17 protein-coding genes are annotated in these 21,138 nt (G+C 70.2%); 14 read left to right on the forward strand and 3 right to left on the reverse strand.

Annotation, left to right across the window (positions count from 1 at the left end; all coding sequences use genetic code 11):
- Positions 1-242 precede the first annotated feature (242 nt).
- Together LDO27_RS07175 and LDO27_RS07180 are read left to right on the forward strand one after the other, a co-directional pair.
- Positions 243-3,491: a bifunctional diguanylate cyclase/phosphodiesterase gene (locus tag LDO27_RS07175; protein WP_224040628.1), complete on the forward strand. Its 3,249-nt coding sequence runs from the start codon at positions 243-245 to the stop codon at positions 3,489-3,491.
- Between the two features lie 382 nt (positions 3,492-3,873).
- Entirely contained in the window at positions 3,874-4,785 is a 912-nt protein-coding gene (locus tag LDO27_RS07180) for a DMT family transporter (RefSeq protein ID WP_222209016.1), read from the forward strand.
- Here LDO27_RS07180 and LDO27_RS07185 read toward each other — a convergent pair whose 3' ends face one another.
- Entirely contained in the window at positions 4,786-5,052 is a 267-nt protein-coding gene (locus LDO27_RS07185; RefSeq protein ID WP_224040631.1) for a hypothetical protein, read from the reverse strand.
- A 570-nt stretch (positions 5,053-5,622) separates the two neighbouring features.
- Complete coding sequence (locus LDO27_RS07190; protein ID WP_222209014.1) at positions 5,623-6,396, reverse strand: IclR family transcriptional regulator; 774 nt, start codon at positions 6,394-6,396, stop codon at positions 5,623-5,625.
- A 90-nt stretch (positions 6,397-6,486) separates the two neighbouring features.
- On the opposite strand from LDO27_RS07190, the gene LDO27_RS07195 reads away from it, so the two are divergent.
- From LDO27_RS07195 to LDO27_RS07215, 5 genes are all read left to right on the forward strand, one after another.
- The gene (locus tag LDO27_RS07195; RefSeq protein WP_377747295.1) at positions 6,487-7,458 is read left to right on the forward strand and encodes a Bug family tripartite tricarboxylate transporter substrate binding protein; all 972 of its coding nucleotides are present in this window, start codon (positions 6,487-6,489) and stop codon (positions 7,456-7,458) included.
- Positions 7,459-7,513: 55 nt separating this feature from the next.
- Complete coding sequence (locus tag LDO27_RS07200; protein WP_224040632.1) at positions 7,514-8,197, forward strand: RraA family protein; 684 nt, start codon at positions 7,514-7,516, stop codon at positions 8,195-8,197.
- Complete coding sequence (locus tag LDO27_RS07205) at positions 8,197-9,129, forward strand: hydroxyacid dehydrogenase (protein WP_224040634.1); 933 nt, start codon at positions 8,197-8,199, stop codon at positions 9,127-9,129. Before LDO27_RS07200 ends, LDO27_RS07205 begins: the two co-directional genes overlap by 1 nt.
- A gap of 176 nt (positions 9,130-9,305) precedes the next feature.
- Positions 9,306-10,226: a Bug family tripartite tricarboxylate transporter substrate binding protein gene (locus LDO27_RS07210; RefSeq protein ID WP_224040852.1), complete on the forward strand. Its 921-nt coding sequence runs from the start codon at positions 9,306-9,308 to the stop codon at positions 10,224-10,226.
- Positions 10,227-10,265: 39 nt separating this feature from the next.
- Positions 10,266-11,201 carry an SMP-30/gluconolactonase/LRE family protein gene (locus tag LDO27_RS07215; RefSeq protein WP_224040636.1) on the forward strand — a complete coding sequence of 312 codons (936 nt, stop codon included), beginning with the start codon at positions 10,266-10,268 and terminating at the stop codon, positions 11,199-11,201.
- A 143-nt stretch (positions 11,202-11,344) separates the two neighbouring features.
- Here LDO27_RS07215 and LDO27_RS07220 read toward each other — a convergent pair whose 3' ends face one another.
- A complete protein-coding gene (locus LDO27_RS07220) occupies positions 11,345-12,898 on the reverse strand; it encodes a methyl-accepting chemotaxis protein (RefSeq protein ID WP_224040638.1) in 1,554 nt (517 codons plus the stop codon).
- 352 nt (positions 12,899-13,250) lie between these two features.
- Between LDO27_RS07220 and LDO27_RS07225 the strand changes: the two genes are divergently transcribed.
- The 7 genes from LDO27_RS07225 to LDO27_RS07255 all read left to right on the forward strand — a co-directional run bounded on the left by LDO27_RS07225 (position 13,251) and on the right by LDO27_RS07255 (position 21,060).
- Positions 13,251-13,886 (forward strand): PepSY-associated TM helix domain-containing protein, encoded by a 636-nt coding sequence (locus tag LDO27_RS07225; protein ID WP_222209003.1) that lies wholly within the window; start codon positions 13,251-13,253, stop codon positions 13,884-13,886.
- Positions 13,887-13,946: 60 nt separating this feature from the next.
- On the forward strand, positions 13,947-14,471 hold the full coding sequence (locus tag LDO27_RS07230; RefSeq protein WP_224040640.1) for a DUF2271 domain-containing protein: 525 nt from the start codon (positions 13,947-13,949) through the stop codon (positions 14,469-14,471).
- Positions 14,472-14,543: 72 nt separating this feature from the next.
- Positions 14,544-15,368 (forward strand): DUF4198 domain-containing protein, encoded by an 825-nt coding sequence (locus LDO27_RS07235; protein WP_224040642.1) that lies wholly within the window; start codon positions 14,544-14,546, stop codon positions 15,366-15,368.
- Positions 15,369-15,424: 56 nt separating this feature from the next.
- A complete protein-coding gene (locus LDO27_RS07240) occupies positions 15,425-16,492 on the forward strand; it encodes an FAD:protein FMN transferase (protein ID WP_377747297.1) in 1,068 nt (355 codons plus the stop codon).
- Positions 16,493-16,527: 35 nt separating this feature from the next.
- Positions 16,528-18,111, forward strand: a complete 1,584-nt coding sequence (locus tag LDO27_RS07245; RefSeq protein ID WP_377747312.1) for a sulfite reductase subunit alpha — start codon at positions 16,528-16,530, stop codon at positions 18,109-18,111.
- A gap of 117 nt (positions 18,112-18,228) precedes the next feature.
- Positions 18,229-19,089 carry a mechanosensitive ion channel family protein gene (locus LDO27_RS07250; protein WP_224040645.1) on the forward strand — a complete coding sequence of 287 codons (861 nt, stop codon included), beginning with the start codon at positions 18,229-18,231 and terminating at the stop codon, positions 19,087-19,089.
- A gap of 207 nt (positions 19,090-19,296) precedes the next feature.
- On the forward strand, positions 19,297-21,060 hold the full coding sequence (locus LDO27_RS07255; protein WP_224040647.1) for an MBL fold metallo-hydrolase: 1,764 nt from the start codon (positions 19,297-19,299) through the stop codon (positions 21,058-21,060).
- Positions 21,061-21,138: the final 78 nt, after the last annotated feature.

The following is a 21,138-nucleotide window of genomic DNA, read 5'->3' on the forward strand; positions in this document are numbered from 1 at the left end:
GGCGCGTCGTCGGAAGCGTGGAGCCGGACCGGTGCGGCGGCTTGGGGGCCGGGGGCACCGGAGTGGACAAACCCTACCACAACGCCGTCGCCTGCGCGATACGTGGCGCAGGACGGGAACGGCCTGCCACAGGCGGCCGCGCGCCCGCCCCAAGGGCCCGACGTCACGGTATAGTGCGGCGATGCCGGCGACGCGCCAGCACCGGTGCGGTTGCGTCGGCCGGCGATTTTTTCTTCGATGACATGCGATCGCCTTCTCCGCTGGTACTGGCCCTAACGATAGCCGTCACCGGCGCCTGTGCCAACGCCGCGGCGACGCTGCAGATGGCCGCCCTGGAGCGCCGGGCCGCGCTGCGCGAGCTCGATGCCCTGGTGGTCCCGGCCGTGGTGGCGCTACGCAACCGGCTGGAGCACGGCGAAGGCCTGCTGCGCGGCGCGGCCGGCCTGATGGCGGCCAACCCCCAGACCGACCGGAGCCAGTGGGCCCACTATGTGCGCGCCGCCCAGCTGGATGACCTGCCCCGCGGCATGCACTCCATCGGCCACGCCCGCGTGGTCGCCGCGCCGGAGCTTGCGACGCTCATCGAGACGGTACGTGCCGACGGCATGCCGAACTTCGACATCTTCCCCGCCGGCGAACGCGCGCGCTACGCCCCGGTCATCTACGTGGAGCCTTTCGCCGGCCGCAACATGCGCGCGCTGGGCTTCGACGTGCTGTCCGACCCCGCGCGCCGCGCGGCCGCCGAGGCCGCCCGCGACAGCGGCATGCCGCGCCTGACCGCACGGCTGCAACTGGTGCGCGAATCCGAGGCGGAGGTGCGCCAGCACGGCGCGGTGTTGTACCTGCCGGTGTATCGCAACGGCATGCCGCTCAATACCGTGGAGGAGCGGCGCGACGCGCTGGCCGGCTACGTGTACTGCTCGTTCCGGCTTGGCGACCTGCTGGCCAGCGTCGCCGCCACGCAGGCCTCCGGCATCGCGCTGTCCCTGTACGACGGCGGCATCGACGGCGGCACGCCGATGGCCACGACGGGCGAGCCGACCGGCGGCGGGATGCGCGGTGCCCAGGCCGGATTGCTGGCCGCGCGGACGCTGGAGTTCGGCGGCCACAGCTGGACGCTGCAGGCGCAGGCCCTGCCGGCGTTCGCTGCGGCGCACCGGCCTTACCGCAGCGTGGCCGTGGCCGTCGGGGGCACGGCGCTGACGTTGCTCCTTGCCTGGCTCGCGTGGCGGCAGCGCCGTCAGCGCGACAGGTCGGCGCGCGACACCGCGGCGCGCGCGGCCGACGTAACGCTGCTGCGTGCCTGTTTCGAGCATGCCGGCGAAGGGTTTCTGGTGTCCGATGCCAACGGCCGGGTCGAGGTCGCCAACGCGGGCGCCGAGCAGCTGTTCGGCGCCGCGGCCGGGGCGTTGCACGGGCTGGAGATCGCGGCCCTGCTGCCCGCGGCGGACACGCTGGCCGCGCGCGAGCGCTCCACGCATGCCGCCTGCGAAGCGCGCCGGCCCGACGGCGGCGCGTTGCCGGTGACAGTGGGCACCGTGGCGCTACCGGCCGCCGGCGCGGGACGCGGCACGCCGCGGCGGCTATGGATCGTGGGCGAGGCAGCCCGGCTGCGCCAGGCCGAGCGCAGCGCGGCCGATATTGCCCAGCGCTATGTCACGGTGGTGGACCACGCCGCCTTCGCGGTGATCACCTTCGACCGCCACGGCATGGTCACCGGCATCAATCGCGCCGGGCAACGCATGCTGTGGTTCCAGCCCGGCGAACTGGTCGGCCGCGTGCCCTATGCGGGCCTGCACGATGCCGAGGAACTGTTCGCGCGCGCGCAGGAGCTGAGCGCCGAACTGGGCGTGCCGGTCGAGCCGGGACTGCCGGCGCTGGTGGCCAAGGCGCGCCTGGGACTGGTCGACGAACACGAATGGCACTACGTGCGCAAGGGCGGATCGCCGCTGCCGGTGCACGTCGCGCTGCTGGCCGTTCCGGCGACGTCCGCCGCGGCCCGCGCCGAGGGGAGCGGGAGCGGCGATGGTGGCGAGAACGGCCGGCATGGCGAGCACGGCGAGGATGACGATGGCGGCTATATCGCGATCGCCCACGACCTGACCGAGCGCAAGCGGGCCGACGCCTATATCCGTCACCTGGCCCACCACGACACGCTGACCGGCCTGCCCAACCGCGAGCAGCTCAACGGCCGCACGGAATCGCTGCTGCAGGCCGCGCAGGCACGCGGCGGGCGGGTGGCGCTGCTGCTGATCGACCTGGACCAGTTCAAGCACATCAACGAATCGCTGGGCCACCATGTCGGCGACGACATCTTGCGCACGATGGGCGATCGCCTGAAGGCCGCCGTGCGCCAGGGCGACCTGGTGGCGCGCATGGGTGGCGACGAATTCGCGGTCGTGCTCGACGCGGTGCGCGACGACGGCGAGGCGGAACTGCTGACCGCGCGGATCGCGGCGCGCCTGTCGGAGGATGTACGCGTGGGCGGACAGCGCATGCATGTCACGCCCTCGATCGGCATGGCGCTGTATCCCGACGATGGCCAGTCGCTGACCGATCTGCTCAAGAACGCCGATGCGGCGCTGTACGCAGCCAAGCAGGGTGGGCGGGCGCAGGTGCGGCGGTTCTTCAGCGAGATGGCCGAAGCCGCGGTGGCGCGCTTTACCATCGAGACGCTGTTGCGGCGGGCGTTGGCCAATGATGAATTCAAGCTGCGCTACCAGCCGGTGATCGACGTGGCGAGCCTGCGCATCGTCGGCGTGGAGGCGTTGATGAGCTGGGAGACGCCGGAGCGCGGGCCGATGCGGCCGGACCAGTTCATTCCCATCGCCGAGCAGTGCGGGCTGATCGGGCAACTCGGGGCGTGGGCGCTGGCGACCGCCTGCCGGGACATCCAGTCGCTGCGCGAACGGCTCGGCGTCGAACTGGAAGTGGCCGTCAACATCTCGCCGCTGCAGCTGCGCCAGCCGGATTTTCCGACGCTGGTCTCGCAGTGCCTGCGCGATTCCGGGCTGCCCGCCGGCAATCTGGCGATCGAGGTGACCGAGGGGGTGCTGATGGAAGGCACCGGCCACACCATCGAGATCTTCCAGCGCCTGCGCGGCCTGGGAGTGGCGCTGTCCATCGACGACTTCGGCACCGGCTATTCGGGGCTGAGCTACCTCACGCGATTGCCGATCGACAAGCTCAAGATCGACAAGTCGTTCGTCAACAACCTGGCCCGCCTCGAACCGGAGCACGAACACGAACGGACGGTGGCCGCGGCGATCATCGCGCTCGGTCATCAGCTCAATCTGCAGGTGGTCGCCGAGGGCGTGGAAACGGCCCCCCAATTCCACTTCCTGCGAGAGCAGGGCTGCGACGCGGTGCAGGGCTTCCTGTTCGGACGCGGCATGCCGCTGGCGGAACTGGCCGAGCGCTGCGGGACGGGCGTCTGCGTGGCGGGGCTGCTGGAGTCCGCCACCGGCGCGCCCCTGCAAGAATCGCCCTGATCACCTCGCAGAAACGGGTACGGCGGCTTGCCGATACCCGGCCATCCCCGAACGGCAAAAAAAAAGAGCCGCCACTTTCGTGGCGGCTGTCGGGAATGCGTCGGAGGGGTCAATTAACTCTGGCGCAGGACAGAGTTTAATTTAATCGAAGACGATTTGTCACCGTCCGTGGGGGTTTACCCCTCCATTGGGTGGGGTCATGCCCCGCAGGGACCGTTGGGAGCACACTACGGCCTTCGCGAGCCGGCCCCAGCGCCGGTGCCGATGTCCGAAAACGGCTTGCGCGGTGCACGTCGCGCGCGTTTAATCGCGCCACCCGGCGACCGCCGCGGCGCCGTCCGTGGCCCGCCCAATCCTACTGATCGCCACCGATCCCGCACCGATGAAACCCTCCGATCTGGTCCGCCTGCTGACTCTCGCCGCCATCTGGGGCGCCAGCTTCCTGTTTATCCGCATCGGTGCACCGGTGCTCGGGCCGCTGACCGCCGCCTTCGTGCGCGTGATCCTCGCCGCCGCAACGCTGATCGTCTGCCTGGCCGTGATGCGGGTGGGCTGGCAGATGCGCGGGAAATGGCGCGCCTTGCTGCTGCTCGGCGTGATCGCCTCGGGCATTCCCTTCGTGATGTACTCGGTTGCGGCCCTGTGGCTGCCGGCGGGCTACTCGGCCGTCTTCAACGCGATGACGCCGCTGATGGGCGTGCTGATCGGGGGACTGTTCTTCGGCGAGAAGCTGACCAAAGGCAAGGCCGCGGGCGTGGTGCTCGGGGTGGCCGGGGTGGCGGTGCTCACCCGCACGGGCCCGGTCGCCTTCTCTCCCCAGGTCCTGCTCGGCGCGCTGGCATGCCTGACCGCCACGGCCTGCTACGGCTTCGCCAGCTTCCTGACGCGGCGCTGGATCACGGAGCGGGGCGGGCTGGACAGCCGGCTGGTGGCTGCCGGCAGCATGCTGGGGGCGAGCCTGTTCCTGCTGCCGTTCTGCGTGGGCGCGCTGGTGCGCGAGAACACCCTGCCCGCGGCCGGCGTGGGCGTGTGGCTGGCGATGGTGGCGCTGGCGGTGGTCTGCACCGCGCTGGCGTACATCCTCTACTACCGGCTGATCGCCGATATCGGACCGGTGCGAACCTTGACGGTCACGTTCCTGATCCCGCCGTTCGGCATTGTCTGGGGGGCGATCTTCCTGGGCGAGCAGCTGTCGTGGGCGCACCTTGCCGGCGGCGCGCTGATCGGGGTGGCGGTGTGGCTGGTGCTGCGGCCCGCGACGGCCGCCCCGGTGGCGGCCCCGAGCCGTCCGTGATCAGGCGGCGGCCGTCCTGACGGCCGCGTCGACGTTGTAGCGGGCCCGCACCAGCGTGATCACCTGCCGCGCCTGGCGCAGATGACACGCGGCCTCGTCCTCGCTGCGGTCGGGAAAGTCCACTTCCGCGCTCCAGTTGCAGCCCGTGTGGTCGGGCCGATGGACGCACACCGTGCGCAGGTGGCAGTCCTGGCAGCCGGGCTGCTGGCGCAGCTGGTGCGCCAGGATATGTTTCAGTTCGGGTAATGGCTTGGTCGTGCGCTGCATGGCTGGCTCCATTCGGGGCGGCCGGGGCGTGCGCGTCGTGTGCGCAGCGCCCGGGCGACGCCTGCTCTGGCGCGCGTCGAGAATTGGCTCACGGTGATGCCGGCGCCGTGGCACCGGCGGGTGCCGGCGCGGCGCGGGGGATGCGTCCATGGCGGACGCTCCGGACAGGGACGGCGTGCGGTGCACGACGTCGGGAATAAAAAGGTGGCCTTGCTGGTCGCCGCAGGACGCGATCGGGAAAGCGGGGTCTGGTTGCTTTCCCGATCCTCCGGTGACTGGCTACTGCCAAACGCTCCGCGGTACGGAGCGGTCCCCACAAAAGACGGTACTGGACGTCGCCGTGGCGGCGTCGACAAAACTTGGCGGCCGGGTCGGGACCCTTGCCTCTGTGCTGTGCCGGCTCTGCTTTGCCGGGCCTTGCGACCCTTGCCTTGCGTGCCGTGCGTCAGTCAGTGATGCGATAGTAAATGCGAATCGCTCTCATTACAAGAAAAAATTCGGGCGGTTACAAAAAAGCCGCGCGCGCCGGTCCGGCGCGCGCGGCTCACGGGTTCGTGCCCCGCTTGCGCGTCACGGGTGCCAGGTCGAAGGCCTGGCCAGCCGGGCCGCGGGCCACTGGCTGCCGGCCATCGCGTAGGACAGGCGGTTCGCCGCCTCGACCACGGTCTGCGCCATCTCGAGCAGCCGCGCCTCGTCCAGGCGCGACGTCGGCCCCGATATGCACATCGAGCCGAGCAGGCGCCAGTGCAGCCCGAACACGGGCGCGGCCACGCTGGAGACTTCCGGCTCCCGCTCTCCCATGGACAGGTGAAAGCCGCGCTGGCGGATCAGCTCGTACGGTTCGCCCGAAGCACCAGAGAAGGCGAGGATGACCCGGCCCGGCGCGCCGCTGTCCAGCGGCAGCGTGGCGCCGATGCGCACATGGTGGCGGATCGCCTGCGGGCCTTCCACGCGGAGCAGGCAGGTTCGCTCGTGGCCTTCGCGGACATAGAAGGACGCGCTTTCCCCCGTCTTGATGGAGAGCTCCCGCAGCGTGGGCTCGACGATTTCCTGCACGTTGAAGGTCGCCTGGTAGCAGGCGCCCAGCCAGCCTGCCGCGCGTCCCAGGCGCCAGTTCCCATCGTCTTTCTGCACCAGATAGTTGTGTGCGGCGAGCGTCCTCGCCAGGCGCAGCACGGTCGTCTTGTGGATGCCGGTGCGCCGGCTGATATCGGCAAGCGACAGCTCGGGCGAGTCGACATCGAAGGCGCCAAGCACCTGCAACGCGCGTTTGACGGCGGTGACGCCTCCTGCACTGTCTTCGGCACCCTGCTCCGGCGAATGTAAAGGTCCCTTGGGGTTCATGGCTTGCAACGCGTTTCGTTGTATGCAACGGCATTGTATGCCGTGAAACGTTGGCCAACAATGAGTTCACAGACCAACAAGGAGACAAGCATGAACCCGCTTTGCCGCGGCCTCGTCATGGCCGCCTGTCTGACGTCCGCATCCCTGGCCAACGCCGCCTCCCCGTTTCCCGGCAAGCCGATCCGCGTGCTGGTCCCGTTCCCGGCAGGGGGTGGCACCGACATCATCGCGCGCGAGGTGACCAACCGCGTCGCCCTTTCCACGGGATGGACCTTCGTCATCGAGAACAAGCCGGGCTCGGGCGGCAACCTGGGCATCGACGCGGTCGCGAAGGCGCCCGCGGACGGCTACACGATCGGCATGGGCCAGACCAGCAACCTGGCGATCAACCCGACGCTGTACCCGCGCCTGCCCTATGACCCGCTGAAAGACCTGGTGCCCATCGGCATGGTGGCCAGCGCCCCGCTGGTACTGGCAACGTCGGTCGCATCGCCGCACAAGACGCTGGCGGACGTCATGTCGGCGAGCCGCGCCAAGCCCGGCACCATCAACTTCGCCTCGCCGGGGAACGGCACGGTGGCCCATCTTGCCGGCGAGCAGTTCCAGCGGGCCGCCGGCATCCAGCTGACCCACATTCCCTACAAGGGCGCGGCCCAGGCGGTCAACGATCTCATCGGCGGACAGGTGGATCTGTACATGGCCTCGGTGCCCAGCCTGCTCGGCCATATCCGCAACGGAAAACTGCGTCCGCTGGCCGTGACCTCCGCTGCGCGCGTGGCCGACTTGCCGCAGGTGCCGACTTTCGCGGAGTCCGGTGTCAAGGGTTTCGACGCGGCGACATGGTTCGGCTTCGTCGCACCGGCCGCCACCCCGAAAGACATCGTCGTGCGGCTCAACGCCGAGCTCAACAAGGCGCTGCAGGTGCCGGACCTCGCCAAGAAGCTCAACGACCAGGGCGCCACGGTACTGCGCGGCACGCCGGAGCAGTTCGGTGCGCTGATCAGGCAGGACATCGCGCGCTGGTCCACGGTCATCCAGGCGTCCGGCACGAAGCTGGATTAAGCCGGCCCCTCCCATTCCTTCCCCATTCCCGATTCCCGATTCCCGGAGTTGCACCATGAGCTTGCCCAACATCGTCAAATCCTTCGAGCGCGTCCCCGCCGATGTCGTCGCGCGCGCGGCGAAATTCCAACCGGCAGTGCTGGCCGACGTGGCGGGCCGCCGCGGCGCCCTGCACGGCCGCATCCGGGCCTTGCGGCCCGATATGAAACTCGCCGGTCCCGCGTTTACCGTGGAAGTCCGCCCCGGCGACAACCTGATGATCCATGCGGCATTGGCGCTGGCGCAGCCGGGCGATGTGCTGGTCATCGACGGCAAGGGCGACCAGACCTCGGCGCTGATGGGCGCGATCATGATGAACGCGGCGCGCCAGCGCGGGCTGGCCGGCGTGGTCATGGACGGCGCGGTGCGCGACAGCCTGGAGCTGGAGGCCCTCGGATTTCCGGTGTTCTCGGTCGGCACCAATCCGAACGGTCCCACCAAGGAGGTGGGCGGCCGGCTGGGCCATCCCGTCTCGGTGGGCGGCGTGACGATCCGGGCCGGCGACTATATCTGCGGCGATGCGGACGGGCTGGTTGCCGTGGAGCGCGAGAAGATCGAGTCGCTGCTGGCGCTGGCCGCACACAAGGCAGAGGCCGAAGCGCGCCGCATCGCCCAGATCCGCGAGGGCAACACCAATGCGCCGTGGCTGCTCGCGTCGCTCGTCACTGCCGGCGTGCTCAAAGACGGCGAGGTGCTGTGATGGCGCGCCAGAGCATACTCGTGACGGGCGCCGACCTTGCGCCCCAGGCGCTGGCCCTGTTGCACGACTACGACGTGGTCTTCGCGGGCAAGGCGCCGCAGCCGGAGGATCTGGTGGCGGTGGCCCAGCAGCACAACCCCGTTGGCATCATCGTCCGCTACGGCAAGATCGGTGCGCCGGTCATGGACGCCGCGCCGGCGCTGAAGGTCATCTCCAAGCACGGCAGCGGCATCGACGTGATCGACCAGAAGGCGGCGGCCGCGCGAGGGATCGCGGTCAAGGCCGCGGTCGGCGCCAATGCGGCCGCCGTGGCCGAGCACGCCTGGGCCCTGATCCTTGCCTGTGCGAAGTCGGTTCCGCAGCTGGATGGCCGCATGCGCGCCGGCCACTGGGACAAGCCCACGCACAAATCGATCGAGCTGTCCGGCCGCACGCTCGGTGTCGTCGGCCTTGGGGAAATCGGCCGCCGCGTGGCCGCCATCGGCCGCGCGATGGGAATGCGCGTGCTGGGATTCGACCCGTTCGTGAGCACAGCGCCGGAGGGCGTCGAACTCGCGCAGCTTGGCGCATTGTTCCGCGACGCCGATGTGGTGTCCCTGCATTGTCCACTGACGGAAGAGAACCGGCGCCTGCTCGATCGCGAGACGCTCGCGACGTTCAAGGACGGCGCGATCCTCGTCAACACCGCGCGCGGCGGCCTGATCGACGAGAGCGCGCTGGTCGAGTCGCTGCGCGCGGGCAAGCTGCATGCGGCGGGGCTGGACAGCTTCGAGTCCGAGCCGCTGCCCTCGCCGCACCCGTTCCGCGACGTGCCGAACCTGATCCTGTCGCCGCATATCGGCGGCGTCAGCGATGCCGCCTACGTGAACATGGGTGTCGGTGCGGCCCGCAACGTGCTCGCGGTGCTGGAAAGCGCCGCCGTCGCGCCATAGGCCATAGCGCCCGCGTCGGCCAAGGCTTTGGTTGTCGCGCGACACCCGAACCCACCTAGACCATATCGCCCGCGGCGAGCGCCTGCCATCGGCATGACCGGGCAGTGCGCCGACCGCCGGCACAGGAGACCGCAGTGAAGACCTTCCGCATTCTGACCGCCGCTATCGCGCTGGCCATGGCCAGCAGCGCCGCTGTTGCCGCCTATCCCGACAAGCCCGTGCGCATCGTGGTGCCCAATCCGCCGGGCGGCGCGGTCGATGTCGTGACTCGCAAGCTCGCGCAGCAGCTGTCCGTCCAGCTGGGCCAGAGCTTCGTGGTGGAGAACAAGCCCGGCGCGTCCGGCACCATCGGCACGAGCGCGGTGCTCAATGCGCCGGCCGACGGCTACACTTTGCTGGCCAACGACAATTCCTACACCACACTGCCCTACGTGTTCCGGAAGTTGAACTGGGACCATGCCACGGCGCTGGTGCCGATCGCACCCTTCGCGTTCTCGCCCGTCGTGCTGGGCGTCAAGGCCGATTCCCGCTTTCAGGACCTGGCCTCGCTGGTGGCCTATGCCAAGGCCAATCCGGACAAGGTCACCTTCGGCACCGGGGGACCGGGCAGTGCGCCGCACTTTGCCGCCGAAGCCTTCCAGCAGGCGGCCGGCATCAAGCTGATGCAGGTGCCGTACAAGGGCGCGGGCGATGCCATCGTGGGTTTGCTCTCCGGCAGCGTCGATCTGCTGGTGCTGTCCACGCCCAGCGTGCTGTCCCAGGTGAAAGGCAAGCAGATGCGCCTGCTGGGCATCAGCGGCAAGGAACGCGTGTCGGTGCTGCCGGATGTTCCGACGTTCGCCGAGGCGGGCCAGCCGGCGTTCAGCCTGTTCAACTGGTCGGGCCTGGCGGCTCCGAAGGGCACGCCGCCGGAGGTCGTGCTGACATTGCAGAAGGCCGTGCACAAGGCGCTGGAAACGCCGGACATCCAGGCTTTCCTCGCCAATATGGGATCGCAGCCGGGGAAGCTGGACAGCCGGGGCTTCGCGCAGCTGATCCAGCGCGAGACGGCCCAATGGGGGCCGGTGGCGCAGAAGGCCGGCATCGAGAAGCAGTAGCCACCGCCGGACGCATCCGGCGCTCAGGGAGGCATCCTCATGTTTTTGTTGCAAGCACCCGCCGTACGGGAAGCCGAAGTCTTTACGCCGTTGCCGGATGGCCTGCGCCGCCGCGACGTGGACACCGACTGGGCGCGCGCCAACCGCGGCGGCGCGCGTCTCGACGCGGTCCTCGAAGGCCCCGTCTGGGCCGACGGCTATCTGTGGGTCACCGATATCCCGTTCGGCCGCATCTTCCGCATCTCGGCGCAAGGAGAGTGGGAGGTGGTCGCCGAGTACGACGGCGAGCCCAATGGCATGAAGCGGTTGGCAGGCGACCAATTCCTGATCGCCGACTACCGCAACGGCCTGATGCTGCTGGACGCGCGGGCCGGCACGGTGCGGCCATGGCTGGAGCGGCGAAACAGCGAGCGCTTCCGGGGAATCAACGACCTGACGTTCGACTCCCGCGGCAATCTGTACTTCACCGATCAGGGGCAGACTGGCATGCACGATCCGACCGGCCGGGTCTACCGGCTTTCCCCGAACGGGCGGCTGGACGTGCTGATCGCCAATGCACCGAGCCCGAACGGCCTGGTGCTGTCGGTCGACGAGACGGTGCTGTACGTCGCCATGACCCGCGGCAACTGCGTCTGGCGCGTGCCGTTGCAGGACGATGGCTCGGTCACCAAGGTGAGCCAGTTCTTTACCAGCTACGGGCCGAGCGGGCCGGACGGGCTGGCGATGCGCGCGGACGGGCATCTGCTCGTGGCCAATCCGGGATTGGGCTATGTGTGGGTGCTCAACGCCCGCGGGGAACCGGTCGAGGTGATCCGCAGTCCGGCGGGCACCTCGCTGACCAACCTGTGCTTTGGCGGCCGGGACGGCAAGACACTGTTCATGACCGAGTCCACGACCAGCGCCATCCTGCGCATGGACATGCCGCAGGGAGGCGTCGCCGTGCATGGCGGCGGGGCGGGGCCTTACCGGACCTGACTCGGCGGTCCGCAGCGCGCGAGCGTTCAGTCCGGCCATTCCCGCGAAAGCGGGAACCCAGCGCCTTTCGGTGCCACCGGGTTCCCGCCTGCGCGGGACGACACAGGAGGGAGCCGCGAGAACGCGCCGCGCGGCCGTCGCCGTCAGCCGGCCAGCCTGAACTGCCCCACCGTGCGATGCAGCGCCTCGGCCTGGTCTTCGAGCGAGGCGGCCGCGGCGGCGGCCTGCTCCACCAGCGCGGCGTTCTGCTGCGCCATCTGGTCCATCTGCGTCACGGCCTGGTTGACCTGCTCGATGCCGCCCGTCTGCTCCTCGGTGGCCGCCCGCATCTCGCCCATCAGGTCGGTGACGCGCTTGACCGCTTCCACGATCTCGCCCATCGCGCGCCCGGCATTCTCGACCAGCGCGGCGCCGTCCTCCACACGCTGCGCCGAATTGCCGATCAGGGCCTTGATTTCCTTGGCCGCGGTGGCGCTGCGCTGCGCGAGGCTGCGTACCTCGCCGGCCACCACGGCGAAGCCGCGGCCCTGGTCTCCCGCCCGGGCGGCTTCCACCGCCGCGTTCAGCGCGAGGATGTTGGTCTGGAAGGCGATGCCTTCGATCACGCCGATGATGTCGACCACCTTGCCCGATGCGTCCTTGATATCGCCCATGGTGCCGACCACCTGGCTGACGATCTCGCCGCCGCGCACCGCGATCTCCGAAGCGCCCTCGGCCAGCCGGCTGGCCTGGCGGGCGTTGTCCGCGGTCTGGCGCACGGTGCTGGTCAGCTGCTCCATGCTGGCGGCGGTCTGCTCCAGGGAAGCCGCCTGTTCCTCGCTGCGGCGCGAGAGGTCGGCGTTGCCGGCGGCGATTTCCTTGGCGGCGCCGGAGATCGAATCGGCCGAACCGCGGATGGTGCCGATGGCGCCGGTCAGCCGGGCCTGCATCTGTTGCATGGCGAACAGCACGCTGTCGCGGTCGTCGGGCGCGACTTCGACATAGCTGGCGAGATCGCCCTGGGCGATGCGCGACGCGATCTGCGATGTAAGCGCCGGCTCACCGCCGAGCTGTTTGTGCAGGCCGGACGCGATGCGCACCACTACCACGCTCATCAGCGAGCCGATAACGAGCAGCAGCGCCAGCGACTGCATCAGGGCCTTGCGGAACGCCGCCTCGATATCGTCCAGGTACACCCCGGCGATGAAGTTCCAGTCCCACGGCTTGAAGTTGGCCACATAGCTGAGCTTGGGCTGCGGCGCCTCGTGGCCCGGCTTGGCCCACAGGTAATGGACGAAGCCGGTGCCCGGGCCCTTGCCGATGGCGGCGATGTCGCGGAACAGGTAGGTGCCGTTGGGATCCTTCATGTCGGCCATGGCCTTGCCGTTCATTTCCGGCTTGTACGGATGCATCAGCACCACGGTGTCCGAACGCATCAGCGTGAAGTAGCCGTCGGTGCCGAAGCGCATCGCGCGCACGCGCTCCAATGCCTGCTGCTTCGCTTCCTCCATCGGCAGCTTGCCGGCGCGGGCCAGCGCCTCGTAGTCCTTGACCACCGACAGCGCGGTGTCGGTGACGTGGACGAGGTCGGTGCGGCGCTCGTCCAGCCGCAGCGTGCGCATCTGCCAGGCGTCCCACAGCGTGATCGCGAGCAGGCAAATCCAGCTCAGTGCCAGCGGCACCAGCAATTTCTGTTTCAGGCTAAGGCGTTGCAGCATGGTCGTCCCCGTTATCCCCATTCATGGTGTCTGTCTGGCCCGATAACGACGCCGCAATGCGTTTACTTGATGACACGGCGGCTAGGATTTTCCTGGGGTGCCGCGGCTGGCACAAACGTGCTATTCGGAGGGGATTTCGCTGCACTTCGCAGGTACTTGCAAGACGTTAGGGTCAACCCGCGCCCGGGCAAACCCCAATGCCGGAGAGGGTCGTCATTGCGGTTTCAAATGCGAACGATTACTCTTTCGGGCTATTTCACGAATCGATCCTCCGGCGCACCGCGACGGCCTGGCCGCGGCATGTTGCGCGCGGCCCGCCTGGCTCGCCGCGACCGCGTGCCGGATCACAGCAATGACGGAAACACGGTTGGGCGCCGGCCAGCAGCGCCGCGCCTTCTGGCTCAAGCATCTTCACCAGTGGCACTGGATCAGTTCGGCGCTCTGCCTGATCGGCATGCTGCTGTTCGCGGTCACCGGCATCACGCTGAACCACGCCGCCCAGATCGAGGCAAAGCCCACCGTGGTCACCCGCACGGCAACCGCGCCCGCCGAGGTCCTGGCCGCGCTCGCGGGGGCCAGGCACGACGACAAGGGGCCCGTTCCACCCGCGCTCGCCGACTGGCTGGCGCGCGAATTCGCCATCGACGCGGCCGGACGCGAGGCCGAGTGGCAGCCGGACGAGATCTACGTCGCGCTGCCGCGCCCCGGCGGGGACGCCTGGGTCAGCGTGGCGCTGGACGACGGCGAGGCGCAGTACGAGCGCACCACGCGCGGCTGGGTGTCCTATCTGAACGACCTGCACAAGGGCCGCAATACGGGCGCCGCCTGGAGCCTGTTCCTGGACGCGTTTGCCGTCGCGTGCCTGGTGTTCTGCGTGACCGGACTGTTCCTGCTCAAGCTGCACGCCGGCGGGCGCGCCGCCACCTGGCCGCTGGTCGGCCTTGGCCTGGTGCTGCCGCTGGTGCTGGCCGTGCTGTTCATCCATTGATTCCGCACGGACCACTGGCCGTAGCGAACCCATTTCACTTTGTCTGACGAGGTCTATTTCATGCGCCGTATGCTCACCGTCACCCTCAGCGGCATGGCCGCGTTTCCGCTGGCCGGCGCCGCGGTCGCGGCGGAAATGAACGTGAAGGTCGAGATTCCGCGACTGAACGTGGCCGAATATCACAAGCCCTATGTGGCCATGTGGATCGAGCGTGCCGACCAGTCGGCCGTATCCACGCTGGCGGTCTGGTACGACGTCAAGCTCAAGGACGCCGAAGGCACCAAGTGGCTCAAGGACATGCGCCAGTGGTGGCGCAAGGCCGGCCGCGACATGCAGATGCCGGCCGACGGCATTTCGGGCGCGACGCGCGCGCCGGGCCAGCACGCCGTGACGTTCACGGACGGCAAGGCGCCGCTGGGCAAGCTGCCCGCCGGCGACTACCAGCTCGTCGTCGAGGCCGCCCGCGAAGTCGGTGGCCGCGAACTGCTGCGCGTGCCGTTCTCCTGGCCGCCGGCCTCCGCGCAGACCGCGCAGGCCAAGGGCGAGCACGAGCTCGGTGCCGTCTCGGTCAGCGTCAAGCCCTGAGCGCGTGCGCGCTGCCATTTCGCATTCCCAACCGCATTGCCTTTCCCGCATTCCACGATTCCGGAGCCGTCGATGAAGCCGTCCGCCAAGACCCTGTCCGCCAAACTCACCGTGCTCGCCATGGCCGCGCTGATGCCGCTGGCCGCGCACGCCCACCGCCAGTGGCTGCTGCCCTCGGCCACCATCGTCTCGGGCAACGACGCGTGGGTGACCGTGGATGCCGCGGTCTCCAACGACCTGTTCTTCTTCGAGCATGTGCCGCTGCGCCTGGACAACCTTGCCGTGACGGCGCCGGACGGCAGCATGGCCAAGGGCGAGAACCAGAGCATGGGCCGCTACCGCAGCACCTTCGACGTGCATCTGACCCAGCCCGGCACGTATCGCCTGGCGGTGGTCAACCAGGGCGTGTTCGCCAGCTACAAGGAAAACGGCCAGACCAAGCGCTGGCGCGGCTCGGCGCAGGCCTTCGCCAGGGAGGTGCCGGCCAACGCGCAGGACCTGCAGGTAACGCAGACGGCGAGCCGCGTCGAAGCGTTCGTGACCGCCGGCAAGCCGACCGACAAGGTGCTGCAGACGACCGGCCGCGGCCTGGAGCTGGCGCCCGTGACGCATCCGAACGATCTGTTCGCCGGCGAGACCGCCACCTTCCGCCTGCTGCTCGATGGCAAGCCGGCCGCCAACGTGGACGTGTCCGTCGTGCCCGGCGGCATCCGCTATCGCGACAAGCTGGGCGACGTGACGGTCAAGACCGACGGCGAGGGCAAGTTCGCCGTCAAGTGGCCGACGCCGGGCATGTACTGGATGGAGGCCGAGGTGCGCGACGACAAGACCGACATCAAGCAGGCCAAGGCGCGCCGCGCCGTCTACGCCGCCACGGTCGAGGTGCTGCCGCAGTAAAGGCCGCATCCCACCGCCCATTCCCACCCTTTCCGACGAACCAGCGGCCTTCTCCGATGCGGCGCGTGCTCGTACCCCTTACCCCGCAGGCCGGCCGGCCCGGCGTCCCGCCCACGCCGGCCGCCGCGATGGCCGGCGCCGGCCTGTTGCCCGACCCGGCGGCGCGGCTGCTGCGCCTGGGCGGCGAGACCATGGGCACCACCTGGTCGGTGATCTGCGCCGTGCCGACCACCATCGACGTGCGCGGCGTGAATCACGGCATCCGCGCGGCGCTGGACGACATCGTCGCGCAGATGAGCAACTGGATCGCCGATTCGGACATCAGCCGCTACAACGCCGCGCCCGCTGGCAGCTGGCACGTCTTGCCGGAGGCCTGCTTCACGGTGTTGCACGAGGCGCTGGACGTCGCGCGCGACAGCGGCGGCGCCTACGATCCGAGCGCCGGTCCGCTGGTGGACCTGTGGGGCTTCGGCCCGCGCGGCCGCCCCGCCGAGCTGCCGGAGACGCGCGATGTCGAGTGGGCGCGCGGGCTTTGCGGCTGGGCCCGGATCGAACTCGATGTGGCGCGCCGGCGCGTGCTGCAGCCGGGCGGTGTGTCGCTGGACCTGTGCGCGATCGCCAAGGGCTATGCGGTCGATGCCGTGTCGCGCTACCTGGAGGAGCAGGACATCCACCACCATCTGGTCGAGATCGGCGGCGAGCTGCGCGGCCGCGGCGTCAAGCCCGACGGCCTGCCGTGGTGGGTGGAGCTGGAAACGCCGCCGCCCGCGCCCGGCGACGGGCCCGGCGCCACGGCGATCGAGCCCATCGTGGTCGCGCTGCACGGCCTGTCGGTGGCGACGTCCGGCGACTATCGGCGCTACTTCGACGACGACGGCCGCCGCTACGCCCATACGCTGGACCCGCGCACGGGCTATCCCGCCAGCCATGCGCTGGCCTCCGTCACCGTGGTACATCCGGACTGCATGATGGCCGACGCGTTGTCCACCGCGCTGACCGTGCTGGGACCGCAGGCGGGCATGCACTACGCCGGCCAGCGCCAGATCGCCGCGCGCTTCCTGGTGCGCACGCCCGAGGGCTTCGAGGAAACGCTGACGCCGGCCTTCGCCGCGATGCTTGCATGAGCGAACGCGGATCGGCCTCCATGTCGACGGGCTTCATGGCCGGCATGGCCGGCGCCGGCGCGCTCGGCATCGCGGGCGCGGCGATCGCGCTCTCCAGTGCCGACCGGCTGGCGGTCGCCGGCGGCGTGCTGCTCGCCTACGCCGGCTTCTGCGCGGCCACGCTGCTGCCGCACTGGCGCCGCCGCGCGCGTGCCGCGGCGCTGGCGCGCCACCAGGCCGGCGCGACGCTCGTCGCCTATGCCAGCCAGAGCGGGTTTGGCGAGCAGCTGGCCATGCAGACCGCGCAGGCACTCCAGGGCGCCGGCGTGCCGGTGCAGGTGCTGTCCTTCGCCGAACTCGACGGCGCCCGTCTGGCCGCGTGCCGCCAGGCGCTGTTCGTGGTCAGCACCACGGGCGAGGGCGATGCGCCCGACGCGGCGGCCGGTTTCACCCGCAAGCTGATGCGCGGCGCCGGCGGCGATGGCCTTGCCGACCTGCGCTACGGCATCCTGGCGCTGGGCGACAGCAGCTACGCGCACTTCTGCGCCTTCGGTCGCGCGCTGGCCGCCTGGCTTGCGCGCCAGCAGGCGAGCGCGCTGTTCGACATGGTGGAAGTCGACAACGGCGACACCGGGGCGCTGCGCCACTGGCAGAACCACCTGTCCACGCTGGCGGGGGGCGCGCAGATCGCCGACTGGGAAGCCCCGCGCTATGCGCGCTGGCGGCTGCGGCAGCGGCGCCTGCTCAATCCCGGCAGCGCGGGGGCCCCTGCCTTTCATCTGTCGCTGGAGCCGGAGGACGGCGCCATGCCCGCGTGGCAGGCCGGCGATATCGCGGAGATCGGCCCGCGCCATGCCCCCGCGCAGGTGCGCCAATGGCTGGACCGGCTCGGCCTGGACGGCACGGTGGCGGTCCGCTGCGATGGCGAGCCCATGGCGCTCGCCGCCGCGCTGGCCACGCGCATGCCGTTGCCGGAGCCGCATGCCGAGGCCATGCGCGGTGTCGCGCCGCAGGCGCTGATCGACGCGCTGCCCGCCCTGCCGCACCGCGAATATTCCATCGCGTCTCTGCCCGCCGACGGGACACTGGACCTGCTGGTGCGACAGGCGCGCCACGAAGACGGGCGCCTGGGGCTGGCCTCGGGCTGGCTGACCGAACACGCGCCGCTGGACGGCGCCATCGCGCTGCGCGTGCGCAGCAATCGCGCGTTCCACCCGCCCGCGGATGACCGTCCGCTGATCCTGATCGGCAACGGCACCGGCATGGCCGGCCTGCGCGCGCATCTGAAGGCCCGTGCGGCAGCCGGGCGCGGACGCGGCTGGCTGCTGTTCGGCGAACGCAGCGCGGCGCACGACGCCTTCCATCGCGACGAGCTGCAGGCGTGGCTCGCGCAAGGCGTGCTGGAACGCGTGGACCACGCCTGGTCGCGCGATCCGGGCGCGCACCGCTATGTGCAGGACGCGGTGCGTGCCGCAGCGACGCGGTTGCGCGAGTGGGTCGACGCGGGCGCGGCGATCTACGTGTGTGGGAGCCTGGCGGGCATGGCGGGCGGCGTGGACGCGGCGCTTGCCGACATCCTCGGCCGCGAGCGCCTCGCCGAACTGGTCGAGGACGGCCGCTATCGCCGCGACGTGTACTGACGCGCGATCCCCCGCCGTGCGGCGGCCACTGTCGTTAGAATCTCCCTTTCCTGATTGCCAGGGCACAGGCCCCGCCGCCGCGCCCCGGCCAGGCCCTGCCGCAACGCCGCGCGCCCCATGAAACTGAATTTCAATCTCAACGACAGTATTTTTCTGCACATCGCGCTGAGCGTGGCCATCGTCATGCTGGGCGCGCTGGCGGTAAAGCTCTCCAACCGCTTCTTCGTGAAGCGGCAGCTCGCCGACAAGGACAACCGCAACAGCTATCGCGCATGGACGGTCGCCTCGCGCAATCTGATCGGTGCGGTGGTGTTCATGCTGCTGCTGGGCATGTGGGTGTCCGAACTCAAGAGCGTGGCCATCTCGCTGGCGGCCTTCGCCGCGGCGCTGATGATCTCGGGCAAGGAACTGGTGATGTGTTTCCTCGGGGCCTTCATGCGCATGCTGGCGCGGCCCTTCCAGCTCGGCGACCTGGTCGAGATCGGGCCGTACGCGGGCGAGGTCATCGACATGGACGTGCTGACCACCACGCTGGTGGAGGTCGCGCCCACCCGCCAGTTCACCGGCTTCACGGTGCAGGTGCCCAACAGCCTGCTGCTGACCGTGGCCGTGCGCAACCACTCGCAGTCGGGCAAATACACGCTGGACTCCGTGCGCATTCCGCTGCCGGAGAAGGCCGATCCCGACGAGGTCGAGGCCAGGCTGCTCGCCATCGCGCAGCATGCGTGCGCGCCGTTTCTGGAGGCCGCCGGCAAGAGCCTGCGCCGCTATGGCGACACGCGCTTCCTGGACCTGTCGCAGTTCGAGCCGCGCGTGATGTTCGAGCCCGCGGAGGCGAACCGGCTCGACGTGATCGTGCGCTACCCCGCGCCGGTCGGCGCGCGGCTGCCGGTGGCGCAGCAGATCATTCGCCGCTTCCATGCGGCGCAAGCCCCGGCGGACCGTACGCCGGATGCCGGCAAGGACCGCCCCGCCTGAACCTGGGCCGGCGCACCGCACCATGTGGCGGTTCCGGGTCCGCGCCTGTCTTCCGGCCCGGCGGTGTAGGCCCGCATGCCGCGCCGCCGCATGCCCGCGTGGCGGGCGGCCCCGATCCGAACGCCGGGTTGCCCTTACACTAGCGGCGTCCAGCGGGGCCGGCCGCGCTCCGCCACGCCCGCCGCGCAGCAATCCATTCCCGTTGCCATGACCGAACCGCATTCCGGCGCCCTCAGTGGCGCCCCCACCGGCGCCACCTCCGGCGCAGACACCGCGCCCACCTCCGCATTCCGCACGGACGCCGCCGCCGCGCCCGTGCGCCGGCCCCTGCTGCGCTTCGCCGCCAGCGTGCTGGTCGTGCGCGACGGCGCCGAGGGGATGGAGGTGCTGCTGATGCGCCGGCCCGAACGCGCCGACGATCGCAGCAGCGGCGCCTACGTGTTTCCCGGCGGCACGCTGGATGCGCAGGACGCCGCGCTGCATGGGTTGTGCGCGGGACTGGACGACCGGGCGGCCAGCGAGCGGCTGCGGGTGCCGCAAGGCGGGCTGGACTTCTATCTGTGCGCGGTGCGCGAGTGCTGCGAGGAGGCGGGACTGCTGTTCGCCTACGAAAGCGATGGCTCGCCCGTCGCGCTCGATGCCTACGACGCCGGGCGCCGCGCGTGGCTGCGCGAGGCGGTGCGCTATGGCGGGCCGGGCCTCGCACAGGTCTGCGAGCAGTGGGGGGTGCGGCTCGCCGTGGACCGGCTGGCCTATTGCAGCCACTGGCTGACCCCGCCGGGGCTGCCCAAGCGGTTCGACACGCGCTTCTTCGTCGCGGTGCTGCCCCCGGGGCAGACCGCGATGCACGACGGCACCGAGGCCGTCGATCACCGCTGGCTGCGCCCGGCCGACGCGCTGCATCCCGAGCGCGGCGTCAAGCTCGTGCCCGTGACGCGCCGCATGCTGGCCTCGGTCGCGCATTTCCCGAACGCGCAGGCGTGCTTTGACCATGCGATGCGCCTGCGCGATATCGCGCAGATCATGCCGCGCGTGGCGCGCGGCCCGCGCGGCCAGCAGTCGATCATGCCGGACGACCCGCCGTACGCCGAGATCGCGCGCATCGACCCGGACGGCAAGGGGCATGCGAGCTATACGCTGGAGCCCGGCGCGGCGGTTCGACTTTCCGAGCGGATCTGGCGCGTCACCGCCGACAACGGCAACGTGATGACGGGGCCGGGCACCAACACCTATCTGGTCGGCGGCGGCGAGCGCAACGAATGGGCGGTGATCGACCCCGGTCCCGACGACGAGGCCCACATCCAGGCCGTGCTCGCCGCCGCGCCCGGACCCATCCGCTGGATCCTGGCCACCCATACGCACATGGACCATTCGCCGGGCGCGATCCGGCTGCGCGCGGCCACGGGCGCGCCGGTCTTCGGACGCGTCGCCAGCGAGCCCTACCGGCAGGACGCGACCTTCGCGCCCGACCGCATCCTCGAACACGGCGAGCGGCTGACGCTCACCGCCGACGCCACGCTGCGCGTGCTGCATACCCCGGGGCATGCGTCCAACCACCTGTGCTTCCTGCTCGAGCAGGAGAAGCTGCTGTTTACCGGCGACCACGTCATGCAGGGATCGTCCGTGGTCATCAATCCGCCCGACGGCGACATGCGCGCCTATCTCGCGTCGCTGTCCGCGCTGCTGGACGAGGACCTCGAATGGCTGGCGCCCGGCCACGGTTTCCTGATGCCGCGTCCGCGCGACGCCATTCGGTTGCTGGTGCGGCATCGCCAGCACCGCGAGGCCAAGGTCCTCAATGCGCTGCGCGAACTGGGGCCGGTGCAGATCGAGGCGATGCTGCCGCGCGTCTACGACGACGTGCAGCCGCGCATGCATCCGGTGGCGCAGCGCTCGCTGCTGGCGCATCTGCTCAAGCTGCAGGCGGACGGCGTGGCGCAGGAGGCCGAGGGCGTCTGGCGCACCGTGTAGCGCGGGCGCGGCGCCAGGATTGCAGTGAGCAGCGGCCCGACCCGCCGATACGGTCGGGCCCGTCGACAACCGAGACCG

The organism is Cupriavidus respiraculi (assembly GCF_914271545.1).
GTDB classification, from domain to species: domain Bacteria; phylum Pseudomonadota; class Gammaproteobacteria; order Burkholderiales; family Burkholderiaceae; genus Cupriavidus; species Cupriavidus respiraculi.

Coding starts and splice junctions, on each gene's coding strand:
- LDO27_RS07175 (WP_224040628.1), top strand. CDS start 243: ATGCGATCGCCTTCTCCGCTGGTACTGGCCCTAACGATAGCCGTCACC.
- LDO27_RS07180 (WP_222209016.1), top strand. CDS start 3,874: ATGAAACCCTCCGATCTGGTCCGCCTGCTGACTCTCGCCGCCATCTGG.
- LDO27_RS07185 (WP_224040631.1), bottom strand. CDS start 5,052: ATGCAGCGCACGACCAAGCCATTACCCGAACTGAAACATATCCTGGCG.
- LDO27_RS07190 (WP_222209014.1), bottom strand. CDS start 6,396: ATGAACCCCAAGGGACCTTTACATTCGCCGGAGCAGGGTGCCGAAGAC.
- LDO27_RS07195 (WP_377747295.1), top strand. CDS start 6,487: ATGAACCCGCTTTGCCGCGGCCTCGTCATGGCCGCCTGTCTGACGTCC.
- LDO27_RS07200 (WP_224040632.1), top strand. CDS start 7,514: ATGAGCTTGCCCAACATCGTCAAATCCTTCGAGCGCGTCCCCGCCGAT.
- LDO27_RS07205 (WP_224040634.1), top strand. CDS start 8,197: ATGGCGCGCCAGAGCATACTCGTGACGGGCGCCGACCTTGCGCCCCAG.
- LDO27_RS07210 (WP_224040852.1), top strand. CDS start 9,306: ATGGCCAGCAGCGCCGCTGTTGCCGCCTATCCCGACAAGCCCGTGCGC.
- LDO27_RS07215 (WP_224040636.1), top strand. CDS start 10,266: ATGTTTTTGTTGCAAGCACCCGCCGTACGGGAAGCCGAAGTCTTTACG.
- LDO27_RS07220 (WP_224040638.1), bottom strand. CDS start 12,898: ATGCTGCAACGCCTTAGCCTGAAACAGAAATTGCTGGTGCCGCTGGCA.
- LDO27_RS07225 (WP_222209003.1), top strand. CDS start 13,251: ATGACGGAAACACGGTTGGGCGCCGGCCAGCAGCGCCGCGCCTTCTGG.
- LDO27_RS07230 (WP_224040640.1), top strand. CDS start 13,947: ATGCGCCGTATGCTCACCGTCACCCTCAGCGGCATGGCCGCGTTTCCG.
- LDO27_RS07235 (WP_224040642.1), top strand. CDS start 14,544: ATGAAGCCGTCCGCCAAGACCCTGTCCGCCAAACTCACCGTGCTCGCC.
- LDO27_RS07240 (WP_377747297.1), top strand. CDS start 15,425: ATGCGGCGCGTGCTCGTACCCCTTACCCCGCAGGCCGGCCGGCCCGGC.
- LDO27_RS07245 (WP_377747312.1), top strand. CDS start 16,528: ATGGCCGGCATGGCCGGCGCCGGCGCGCTCGGCATCGCGGGCGCGGCG.
- LDO27_RS07250 (WP_224040645.1), top strand. CDS start 18,229: ATGAAACTGAATTTCAATCTCAACGACAGTATTTTTCTGCACATCGCG.
- LDO27_RS07255 (WP_224040647.1), top strand. CDS start 19,297: ATGACCGAACCGCATTCCGGCGCCCTCAGTGGCGCCCCCACCGGCGCC.